Raw genomic sequence first — 10,961 nt, forward strand, 5'->3', positions numbered from 1 at the left:
CATATCTAACAGAGGGGCACAATTACGCTGGAAACTGGTTCAAAAACCTTGGGAAGTCCTTTAGTTATCAGGGTTTTCTCTGTTTTCAACCGTTTGTGATAATCGCTTGAAATTATCACAAAATCCTAAAAATGTCACGATTGGGGGTATGACAACTGAATGATACTGATTTTCTCAACGCCTTGAAAGCCAAACGCAGTGACTACGGCGTATCGCAGACAAGGCTTGCACTCATGGCTGGTATCAGCCGTGAACATCTTAGCCGTATCGAAGCTGGCAAGGTAACACTGACCGAAGATATGAAGCATAAATTACTGGACGCTGTGGAAAGGTTCAATCCCGACGCTCCTATGTTTCTGCTCTTTGATTATGTGCGTATCCGATTTCCCACGCTGGATATACAGCACGTTATCAAAGACATATTAAAGCTGAACATCAGCTATATGCTTCACGAAGATTTCGGACATTACAAGTACACCGAGCATTACTATATCGGGGACGTGTTCGTTTATACTTCACAAGACAAAGAAAAAGGTGTCCTATTGGAACTGAAAGGCAAAGGCTGTCGCCAGTTTGAAAGCTACCTGCTGGCACAGGAACGAAGCTGGTATGACTTCTTCATGGACGCACTGGTTGAGGGCGGTGTGATGAAACGCCTTGACCTTGCAATCAATGACAGAACGGGCTTGCTGGATATTCCAGAACTGATAGAGAAATGCAAGAATGAGGAATGTATTTCTAAATTCCGTAGCTTCAAGAACTATGGTTCTGGGGAGCTGGTAAAGCACAACGAAGCCAACAAGGACGGCATGGGACATACGCTTTACATTGGTTCATTTACCAGTGAGGTGTACTTCTGTGTCTATGAAAAGAATTATGAACAATCTTCAAAGTTAGGAATACCCATTGAGGAAGTCCCCATTAAAAACCGATTTGAGATACGTTTGAAAAATGAACGTGCCTACTATGCCGTGAGAGAACTGCTGACCCACTATGACGCAGAACTGACGGCATTTTCTATTATCAACCAGTATATCCGCTTTGCCGATAAGGAAGTAGGCAAGCGAAAAAGCGATTGGAAAACTAACGCCCGTTGGTCTTGGTTTATTGGCGAGGGACGACCACCCGTGAAGCTGACGACAAAGCCAGAGCCTTATACTCTGCAACGAACGCTAAACTGGCTACAAAGGCAGGTTGCACCGACCTTGAAAATGCTGAAACAGATAGACGCAGGCAATCAGACGGACTATCTCAAAACCATAGAACAGCAGGCAAAGCTGACGGATAAACATAAGCAGATAGTGAAGCAACAGACGGCTTCGGTGGACGAACTGATAGAACAAGAAAAGGAGTGATTGATGATGATGTGGGAATTGATTAAGGACTTACTGCTGGTATCACTTGGCATGGGTATCGGCGTGGTTCTGATGTGTATTATGAGTGTCGGAAAGGAAGCTGACCGACAAATGATTGAATTAAAAGAAAGCGAGGAAAATTAAATGAATTTCGGACAAAATTTATACAACTGGTTTTTAAGCAATGCACAGTCTTTAGTGCTTATGGCAATCGTCGTGATTGGTATTTACTTGGGGTTCAAGCGTGAGTTTTCAAAACTTATCGGCTTCTTGGTGGTTGCCTTAGTTGCCGTTGGATTGGTATTTAATGCAGGCGGTGTCAAAGATGTTCTCTTAGAACTGTTCAATAATATTATCGGAGCATAGCCGTACTCTTTCATCACTGTTTGCGGTCACGCAAACATACCTTTCCCCCTTTGGGAGTGGGCTAAGGGGGTAACGGAATGGTACCGGCGTGATGAATTTCATTGCTTGGCTCAAACAGAACTGATATAATGTGGAAATGAAGAAATCGAAAATTGATTTGAATTTGTCTAAATAAATCAAGATAAACACAATGTTCATTATGTATATTAGAGGTGGATATGACTGAATGAGAGAAATAGAAACGGTGCAGAAAATACAGGACTATATACGCATACATCATAAAGATGATAATTTCAATACAAATGATGTTTGTTCTATGATTGGATATTCAAGGCGACAAGTTGACAGGCTTTTCAAGAAATATCTGAACAAAACACTACAAGAATATGTTAATGCAGTTTGTTTAACGGAAAGTGCAAATGAATTACTGAATACAAAAAAAACAATTTTAGAAGTCGCATTGAACAGTCATTATGAAACACATGAGGGGTTTTCGCGCTCCTTTTGTAAAAGATTTCATATCATGCCCTCTGTATATCGTGAAAAAAAGATTGCTATTCCACTATTCATACAATATCCGATTAGTCACTATTATGCTTTGCTTAAACATAAGGAGGAATTATTTATGGGTAATGATTTAAGTTTTTGTATGATTACTGCCAAAGAACGCGAAAGAAGAAAGTTAATTTATCTCCCGTCACACCATGCACAAGATTATTTTTCGTATTGCGAGGAAGTAGGCTGTGAATGGGAAGGACTGCTAAATAGTATTGCAGAAAAATTTGAATCTGCTGCTTTAATTGAATTACCAGACAAATTAGTTGAAATTGGTTTTTCAAAGATAGCAGCAGGCGTTGAAGTGCCATTAGATTATGACAAAGAACTTCCGAAAGCATATAAAGTAGTAGAACTTCCAGAATGTATCATGCTTTATTTTCAAAGTGAACCATACGAGAATGAAGAGGACTTTTGCAAGGCGATTGAAAGCACATATACAGCGATAGGAAAATATAATCCTGCCATATATGGTTATAAACATGCATATGATATGGCTCCAAGTTTTAATTTTGGTGCAGATACAAGTACAGGAGCAAGGATAGCTGTTCCAGCACTACCAGCGGATTGATAGCTATAAATCTCAGTTTAATAATTTCATATCCCCCTTTGGGAATGGGCTAAGGAGGAATGAAAGGGGGTAACGGAATGGTACACGGATAAAAACAACGGCATGATGAATTACATTGCTTGGCTCAAATAGAGCTGATATAATGTGGATATGAAGAAAGCGGAAAATCAGAAGTTGCAAAAGGAGTGAAATTGAAATGTGTATGGAATGTTATGTTGATAAAAACAGAATAACACCACTCTTAAATCCATTGGATTGTTTAGAAAATCATATACAATACATTTGTGGAACTTGTGGGCGGTGCATTTGCATTGAACATGACCCTAAACGTGGATTACAACGGTGGAATTTTCCTTTTAAATCGTTAGAAATTGCAAAATTATATTTGCGTACTGCTGATTATAGTATGAAAAAGCCATGTGGTATTTATGAACTGAAAAGTGAAAACGGCAGACTTTCATACAAAATCTTTGCGAACATCGAAGACTTACAGTTATATCTAAAAAAGAACAAAGGAAAAATTTGCAAAGATATGAAGCCAGTTTTTATTATTGAAGAATACAGAGAATATGCAAATACGCAGATAAGAAAATTGACCTCTGATGAAATACAGAAATATATGTCAGAGCGATAACTTTCGGTTTAATAACTTCATATCCACACACAAAGCAGTTAGTCTTAGGATTGACTGCTTTTTTGATACTTAAATTTAAGATTGGAGTGATTACTTGAAAGATATATTTTCAGATATGCAGGCAAGGATCGGCTGTACTTACATTTCAGACTTGCTACATCATAAGCGTGTGATTTGGCATGAAATGAAGCGACTGAACCTTGCCGACTATCCACAGAAACAATTAGAAGATTTTTCAAAATATGTGTTTGGTACAAGTTACCAGACATTAAGTACTGTTATGGAACAGCAGAAAGGACGTGAGGAACAATGCAGGAAGAACAGATTCTGGTGGAAACGACCCACTTAATCAATGGGGAATTTCGCTCCTACTGGTTTGATTTGCCCATAGACATTGCAAAGTTTGAGGAACTGCTGGGCGTTGGAGCAGAAAGCAGGGACTACCGCATTATTGAAAAGGTACTGCCGTATGCTGATGACGTACACGAACATACCAGCATTTATCAACTGAATGAATTAAATCTCATGTATCAGCGTTTGCCCGACTATATCAAGGCAGAATACAAACAGCTTTTGACTTACTATGAAAATCTGGAAGAACTCTATAATTACAGATATGTGGTTATCTGTTATCCAGACTGTAAAAGCATGATTGACGTTGCCCGTTTCAAACTGGCGACAAGTCCTGCGTTCCAGAACTTATCTGAAGATTGCCAGACCTACTACTTTGATTATGAAGCATACGCTAATCATTTGCAGGAAAACGGGCGTTTCTTGGAAACAGAACACGGTATTTATGAAATACCGCTGTAAGAAATGAGGTCTGCCTATGATTGATGATATGAGAGTTTATATCGCTAATCTTGGGAAATACAACGAGGGGTATCTGGTGGGCGACTGGTTCTCTTTCCCTATTGACGAGGACGACGTAAAAGAGCGTATCGGTTTGAATGAACGCTATGAAGAATACGCAATCCATGATACCGATAACTTCCCCATTGAGATTGGCGAATATATTTCTATTGAAGAACTAAATGAAATGTTTGAACTGATTGAAGAACTGCCTGATTATATCACGGACGCACTGGACGAATTTATCAGCCATTATGGGACGCTGGAAGAAGTTGTAGAACATAAAGATGATATTTATTATTATCCAGATTGCGACGATATGACCGATATTGCCTACTATTACATTGACGAGTTGCAGTCGTTGGGGGAAATCCCCCCACAGTTGCAGAATTATATTGACTATGAAGCATACGGCAGAGATTTGGATATGGGCGGTTATTTCATCACAACAAGCCGTGGTATCTGCGAGATACCATATTAAAGCTGGAAGATCAGCGACAAGGATTGTTGCTTCTGACAGCTTTTTTGATTAGGGACAGTCTGAAAACGGCTGTCCTTTTCCATTATGTGAAATCTCATAAAGAGATACCACTGTGCCGTGAAGTACGCGGCAGGAATGAAGAAAGGAGTGGAAACGAAAACATGAAAAAGATTAAAAGCTACACGGGTATCTGGAACGTGGAAAAAGTCTTGTATGCAATCAATGACTTTAATTTACCTTTTCCCGTTACCTTTACCCAGATTACATGGTTTGTGATAACCGAGTTTATCATCATTCTGTTTGGGGACTTACCGCCGTTCTCCATGATTGAGGGAGCATTTTTGAAATACTTCGGTATTCCCGTGGCTCTCACATGGTTCATGTCGCAAAAGACTTTTGACGGCAAGAAGCCGTACAGTTTTTTGAAATCACAGATAACTTTTGCCCTACGACCCAAAACCACTTATGCAGGGAAAGCCGTGAAACTGGATAAGCAGGTACTACAAGAGAATATCACGGCAGTAAGGAGTGTGAGCTATGTTCCCGATTAAATATATCGACAATAACCTTGTCTGGAACAAGGACAATGAGGTATTCGCTTATTATGAACTGATACCATACAATTACAGTTTTCTATCCGCTGAACAGAAATTCATTGTGCATGACAGCTTCCGACAGTTGATTGCACAGTCCCGTGAGGGCAAGATACACGCCTTGCAGATTGCCACCGAAAGTTCAATCCGAAGTATACAAGAGCAGTCAAAGAAACTGGTAACGGGACGATTGAAAGACGTTGCCTATCAGAAGATAGACGAACAGACCGAAGCATTGGTAAGCATGATTGGGGACAATCAAGTAGACTACCGCTTTTTTCTTGGCTTTAAGCTCATGGTAACGGAAGAACAATTCAATTTGAAGAACATGAAAAAATCGGCATGGTTGACATTCAAGGAGTTTATCCACGAAGTGAACCACACGCTGATGAATGACTTTGTATCTATGCCGAATGATGAAATCAACCGCTATCTGAAAATGGAAAAGCTGTTGGAAAACAAAATCAGCCGACGCTTCAAGGTGCGACGCTTAGATAAAAATGACTTCGGGTATCTCATTGAACATCTCTACGGCAGGGACGGTATCGCCTATGAAGATTATGAGTACAGCTTACCAAAGAAGAAGCTGAAAAAAGAAACATTGATAAAGCACTATGACTTGATACGTCCGACCCGTTGCCTTGTGGAAGAAAGCCAGCGACATTTACGCTTGGAACATGAGAACAACGAAAGCTACGTTTCCTATTTTACCGTCAATGCGATTGTCGGGGAACTGGATTTTCCGTCCTCTGAAATCTTCTACTTCCAGCAACAGCAGTTTACCTTTCCCGTTGATACGTCCATGAATGTAGAAATCGTGGAAAACCGAAAAGCATTATCGACAGTTCGCAACAAGAAAAAAGAGCTGAAAGATTTAGACAATCACGCCTACCAGTCTGGCAGTGAAACCAGCTCAAACGTGGTGGACGCATTAGACAGTGTGGACGAGCTGGAAACAGATTTAGACCAGTCAAAAGAAAGTATGTATAAGCTGTCCTATGTTATCCGTGTATCTGCTCCCGACCTTGACGAGCTGAAAAGACGCTGTGACGAAGTCAAGGACTTTTACGACGATTTGAACGTCAAGCTGGTGCGACCTGCTGGGGATATGTTAGGGCTACATTCTGAATTTCTTCCAGCCAGTAAGCGATACATCAACGACTATGTGCAGTATGTAAAATCAGACTTCTTGGCAGGGCTTGGGTTCGGTGCAACACAGCAGTTAGGGGAAAACACTGGTATCTATATCGGCTATTCTGTGGACACGGGACGCAATGTGTACTTACAGCCCTCTTTAGCTTCGCAAGGTATCAAAGGTACGGTTACAAATGCTCTTGCTTCTGCTTTTGTTGGTTCGTTAGGCGGTGGAAAATCGTTCTGTAACAATCTGCTTGTCTACTATTCGGTGCTGTTTGGCGGTCAGGCGGTAATCTTAGACCCAAAGAGTGAAAGAGGAAATTGGAAAGAAACCCTGCCAGAAATCGCCCATGAAATCAATATCGTCAACCTTACCAGCGACAGAGAAAATGCAGGACTGCTTGACCCGTTCGTGATTATGAAGAATGTGAAAGACGCTGAAAGTCTGGCAATCGACATACTCACATTCCTTACGGGCATTTCCTCTAGGGACGGCGAGAAGTTCCCCGTACTTCGTAAGGCAGTTCGTGCTGTTACCCAAAGCGAAACAAGGGGCTTGCTCCATGTAATTGAGGAATTAAGAAAAGAAGATACACCTATTTCATGCAACATTGCCGACCATATCGACAGTTTCACGGACTACGATTTCGCACATCTGCTGTTCTCTGACGGTACGGTGGAAAATGCAATCAGTTTAGATAACCAGCTCAACATCATTCAAGTAGCTGACCTGGTGTTACCCGATAAGGACACCACCTTTGAGGAATACACGACCATTGAATTACTGTCTGTTTCCATGTTGATTGTTATATCTACATTTGCCTTAGATTTTATCCATTCCGACAGAAGCATTTTCAAGATTGTAGACCTTGACGAAGCGTGGGCGTTCTTAAATGTGGCACAAGGTGAAACGCTCTCTAACAAGCTGGTGCGTGCTGGTCGTGCCATGCAGGCAGGCGTGTATTTTGTAACGCAGTCTTCGGGGGACGTGTCAAAGGAAAGTCTGAAAAACAATATCGGTTTAAAATTCGCTTTCCGTAGTACCGACATCAACGAGATTAAGCAGACCCTTGAATTTTTCTCCATTGACAAAGAGGACGAGAACAACCAGAAGCGATTGCGTGATTTGGAAAACGGACAATGCCTATTGCAAGATTTATACGGACGTGTGGGCGTGGTGCAGATACACCCCGTTTTTGAAGAACTCTTACACGCCTTTGATACCAGACCGCCGATACAGAGAAATGAGGTGGAGTGATGAAAGAAAGGATACAAGGTGCGTTCACAAGAAAAAAGATACTTCACGTTCTCAAAATGGCTCTGTTTGTCGTGGCACTGTCCCTTATCCTGCTTTCGCTCTTGGGAACAGTGGCACACGCTACGGGGCTTGTGGACGACACAATCAATACCGAGAACCTTTATTCTAAATACCCATTAAGCAATTATCAGCTTGATTTCTATGTGGATAATAGCTGGGCGTGGCTTCCGTGGAACTGGCTGGACGGGATTGGAAAAAGCGTACAATACGGGCTGTACTGTATTACCAACTTTGTCTGGACGATAAGCCTATATCTTTCTAATGCTACGGGTTATGTGGTGCAGGAAGCCTACAAGCTGGATTTCATTAACGATATGGCAGACAGTATCGGTAAAAGCATACAGACCTTAGCAGGTGTTACGCAAAACGGCTTTTCTTCTTCGGGATTTTATGTGGGATTTCTACTGCTGATTATCTTAGTGGTAGGTATCTATGTTGCCTATACGGGACTGATAAAACGGGAAACCAGCAAGGCATTACACGCTGTTATCAACTTTGTAGTGGTGTTCATTTTATCGGCTTCCTTTATTGCCTACGCTCCCGACTACATCAAGAAAGTGAATGACTTTTCCAGTGATATAAGTACCGCTTCACTGGACTTGGGAACAAAAATCATGCTTCCCGACAGCGACAGTAAGGGCAAAGATAGCGTGGACTTGATAAGGGACAGCCTATTTTCCATACAAGTACAACAGCCGTGGCTACTGCTTCAATTTGGAAATTCAGATATAGAAGAAATCGGTTCTGACCGTGTGGAAGCTCTGGTATCGACAAGTCCAGAGGACGAGGACGGCGAAACGAGAGAAAATGTTGTAAAAACAGAGATTGAGGACAACGACAACAACAATCTGACGATACCGCAGGTTGTCAATCGTCTTGGCATGGTGTTCTTCCTGCTTATCTTCAACTTAGGTATTACGATATTTGTATTTCTGCTTACGGGTATGATGTTGTTCAGCCAGATACTTTTTATCATCTTCGCTATGTTCCTGCCTATCAGCTTTCTATTAAGTATGATACCGAGTTATGAGAGCATGGCGAAACAAGCCATAGTCCGTGTGTTCAATACCATTATGACAAGGGCAGGTATTACATTGATTGTTACGGTAGCCTTTAGCATTTCCAGTATGTTTTACAACATATCCACGGACTATCCGTTTTTCATGGTGGCGTTCTTGCAGATAGTGTGTTTTGCAGGTATCTACATGAAGCTAGGCGATTTAATGAGTATGTTCAGCTTAAACGCTGGCGACAGTCAAAGCATGGGACGCAGAATATTCCGCCGTCCGTATATGTTCATGCGACATCGAGCTAGGCGTATGGAACACCGATTAGCTAGGGCTGTGGGAAAAGGAAGTCTGGTCGGTACTGGAGCTGGTGCAATGGCTGGCTCTATGGTATCGTCTGGCGGTTCATCAGCAAGGAACAATACACCAAAACAACCGACCCGAAGCAATAACGCTTCTCTTGGCGGTAAGGCTGGTTCAGCCGTTGGAGCTGTCTTTGATACGAAGAACAAGGTCAAAGATAAGGCAACCGCTGTCAAAGAAAATATAAAAGATATGCCGACACAGACCGCCTATGCGGTTCACTCTGCCAAAGAAAAAGCAAAGTCCAGCGTGTCTGATTTCAAGCGTGGCGTGGTGCAGGAACAAGAAAACTGCCAGTCTGGACGATTAGAAAAGCAACAGCTCCATAGACAGAATATCGCTGATAAGCGTATGGAGCTTCAAAAGGCACAGGAAGCAAGGCAGGCGGATAAGAAAACGGACGGATCAGCGACAAGCGGAGCTACCCGTCCCCACGAAAGACCAGCTACGGCTACCAAACAGAACGTAGAAAAACAGCAGAAAGTCAAACGCCCTGCCACAGCTTCAACCATGAAGAATGATGAACCTATCAAGAAAAATGTTGTCAAGGAGCGTCCGTTATCTTCTGGTAGTTCTGATGTAAAAGCTCCGCAGGCGAGCCGTAGGAATGTAGAAAAAACGGTATCGCAGGAAACACGCCAGAATTATAAAGCTGACCGTATAACGAAAACGCAGACAACGACCACACAGAAGCAGACACAGCAGAATACCGAGAAGAACAAACGAACCCTCTTTAAGAAAGGACAAAGGAAGAAATGAAACTAAGACATGTCGCTATCATTGGCAGTCTGTTTCCTATCCTCTTTTCGATTGTGCTGTTCTTTGGGGTTCTAATTAGTGCCGAGGACGACGACGGGGACAACGGTTATTCCTCTAATTATGCAGGTATGAACCTATCCGCCGAAGTTTTGAAACATCAGCCTATGGTAGAAAAGTATGCCAGAGAAAACGGTATTTCCGAGTATGTCAATGTGTTGCTGGCAATCATACAAGTGGAAAGTGGCGGTACAGCCGTAGACGTTATGCAAAGTTCTGAAAGTCTGGGGCTACCGCCCAACTCTTTAGATACAGAAAGTTCCATTAAGCAGGGGTGTCAGTATTTTGCGTCCCTGCTTTCTTCCTGCAAAAATCAAGGTATCAGCGATATAAATGTCGTGATACAGTCCTATAACTATGGCGGTGGCTATGTTGGTTATGTGATAGGAAACGGAAAAAAGCATACATTCAATCTGGCGGAAAACTTCGCAAGGGAGAAATCGGGCGGTCAGAAAGTAACCTATACAAACCCTATCGCCGTAGCGAAGAATGGGGGCTGGCGGTATGCCTATGGAAATATGTTTTATTGTGAATTGGTAAATCAGTATCTAACCGTTACGCAGTTTGACAATGCCACCGTGCAGGCGATTATGAATGAAGCATTGAAGTATCAAGGCTGGAAGTATGTGTATGGTGGCAGTAACCCGAACACCTCTTTTGACTGTTCTGGACTGACGCAGTGGTGCTATGGCAAGGCTGGTATCTCTTTACCGAGAACAGCACAAATGCAGTATGACGCAACACAGCATATCCCACTATCGCAGGCAAAGGCTGGCGATTTGGTCTTTTTCCACAGTACCTACAACGCTGGAAGCTATGTAACCCACGTCGGTATCGTGCGTCCAGAGGGACGAAAGTTAGAAGTAGATTAAAGAAAGGGGGACAGAAAAAAAAGGCACTACCCCGTAAGATA

11 protein-coding genes and 1 pseudogene are annotated in these 10,961 nt (G+C 42.3%); all 12 read left to right on the forward strand.

Annotated elements, in window-relative coordinates; translation table 11 throughout:
* Positions 1-155: 155 nt before the first annotated feature.
* The gene (gene mobT / locus NSA57_RS04560) at positions 156-1,355 is read left to right on the forward strand and encodes a MobT family relaxase (RefSeq protein WP_306814039.1); all 1,200 of its coding nucleotides are present in this window, start codon (positions 156-158) and stop codon (positions 1,353-1,355) included.
* Positions 1,356-1,358: 3 nt separating this feature from the next.
* Positions 1,359-1,499 (forward strand): DUF3789 domain-containing protein, encoded by a 141-nt coding sequence (locus tag NSA57_RS04565; protein WP_455550571.1) that lies wholly within the window; start codon positions 1,359-1,361, stop codon positions 1,497-1,499.
* Entirely contained in the window at positions 1,500-1,721 is a 222-nt protein-coding gene (locus NSA57_RS04570) for a hypothetical protein (protein ID WP_257464140.1), read from the forward strand.
* A 226-nt stretch (positions 1,722-1,947) separates the two neighbouring features.
* Positions 1,948-2,847 (forward strand): helix-turn-helix transcriptional regulator, encoded by a 900-nt coding sequence (locus NSA57_RS04575; RefSeq protein WP_257464141.1) that lies wholly within the window; start codon positions 1,948-1,950, stop codon positions 2,845-2,847.
* Positions 2,848-3,043: 196 nt separating this feature from the next.
* Complete coding sequence (locus tag NSA57_RS04580) at positions 3,044-3,481, forward strand: hypothetical protein (RefSeq protein ID WP_257464142.1); 438 nt, start codon at positions 3,044-3,046, stop codon at positions 3,479-3,481.
* 94 nt (positions 3,482-3,575) lie between these two features.
* Positions 3,576-3,830 (forward strand): conjugal transfer protein, encoded by a 255-nt coding sequence (locus NSA57_RS04585; RefSeq protein WP_257464143.1) that lies wholly within the window; start codon positions 3,576-3,578, stop codon positions 3,828-3,830.
* Positions 3,791-4,294: an antirestriction protein ArdA gene (locus NSA57_RS04590; protein WP_257464144.1), complete on the forward strand. Its 504-nt coding sequence runs from the start codon at positions 3,791-3,793 to the stop codon at positions 4,292-4,294. The genes NSA57_RS04585 and NSA57_RS04590 overlap by 40 nt, the downstream gene beginning before the upstream one ends.
* A 16-nt stretch (positions 4,295-4,310) precedes the next feature.
* Positions 4,311-4,814 carry an antirestriction protein ArdA gene (locus NSA57_RS04595; protein WP_257464145.1) on the forward strand — a complete coding sequence of 168 codons (504 nt, stop codon included), beginning with the start codon at positions 4,311-4,313 and terminating at the stop codon, positions 4,812-4,814.
* Between the two features lie 161 nt (positions 4,815-4,975).
* Entirely contained in the window at positions 4,976-5,365 is a 390-nt protein-coding gene (locus tag NSA57_RS04600; protein ID WP_257464146.1) for a conjugal transfer protein, read from the forward strand.
* Positions 5,352-7,802, forward strand: a complete 2,451-nt coding sequence (gene tcpF, locus NSA57_RS04605; protein WP_257464147.1) for a conjugal transfer ATPase TcpF — start codon at positions 5,352-5,354, stop codon at positions 7,800-7,802. Before NSA57_RS04600 ends, tcpF begins: the two co-directional genes overlap by 14 nt.
* Positions 7,802-9,991: a CD3337/EF1877 family mobilome membrane protein gene (locus tag NSA57_RS04610; RefSeq protein WP_257464148.1), complete on the forward strand. Its 2,190-nt coding sequence runs from the start codon at positions 7,802-7,804 to the stop codon at positions 9,989-9,991. Before tcpF ends, NSA57_RS04610 begins: the two co-directional genes overlap by 1 nt.
* Positions 9,988-10,884: pseudogene (locus NSA57_RS04615) on the forward strand (C40 family peptidase); the annotation flags it as partial. The gene NSA57_RS04610 and the pseudogene NSA57_RS04615, both read left to right, overlap by 4 nt.
* Positions 10,885-10,961: the final 77 nt, after the last annotated feature.

Source organism: Blautia caecimuris, from assembly GCF_024622975.1.
Lineage (GTDB): Bacteria > Bacillota > Clostridia > Lachnospirales > Lachnospiraceae > Blautia_A > Blautia_A caecimuris.

What these genes read in the sequence shown, in the direction of transcription:
- NSA57_RS04565 (WP_455550571.1), top strand. Translation starts at nt 1,359, where the DNA reads ATGATGATGTGGGAATTGATTAAGGACTTACTGCTGGTATCACTTGGC.
- NSA57_RS04575 (WP_257464141.1), top strand. Translation starts at nt 1,948, where the DNA reads ATGAGAGAAATAGAAACGGTGCAGAAAATACAGGACTATATACGCATA.
- NSA57_RS04580 (WP_257464142.1), top strand. Translation starts at nt 3,044, where the DNA reads ATGTGTATGGAATGTTATGTTGATAAAAACAGAATAACACCACTCTTA.
- NSA57_RS04610 (WP_257464148.1), top strand. Translation starts at nt 7,802, where the DNA reads ATGAAAGAAAGGATACAAGGTGCGTTCACAAGAAAAAAGATACTTCAC.
- NSA57_RS04595 (WP_257464145.1), top strand. Translation starts at nt 4,311, where the DNA reads ATGATTGATGATATGAGAGTTTATATCGCTAATCTTGGGAAATACAAC.
- NSA57_RS04570 (WP_257464140.1), top strand. Translation starts at nt 1,500, where the DNA reads ATGAATTTCGGACAAAATTTATACAACTGGTTTTTAAGCAATGCACAG.
- tcpF (WP_257464147.1), top strand. Translation starts at nt 5,352, where the DNA reads ATGTTCCCGATTAAATATATCGACAATAACCTTGTCTGGAACAAGGAC.
- NSA57_RS04590 (WP_257464144.1), top strand. Translation starts at nt 3,791, where the DNA reads ATGCAGGAAGAACAGATTCTGGTGGAAACGACCCACTTAATCAATGGG.
- NSA57_RS04600 (WP_257464146.1), top strand. Translation starts at nt 4,976, where the DNA reads ATGAAAAAGATTAAAAGCTACACGGGTATCTGGAACGTGGAAAAAGTC.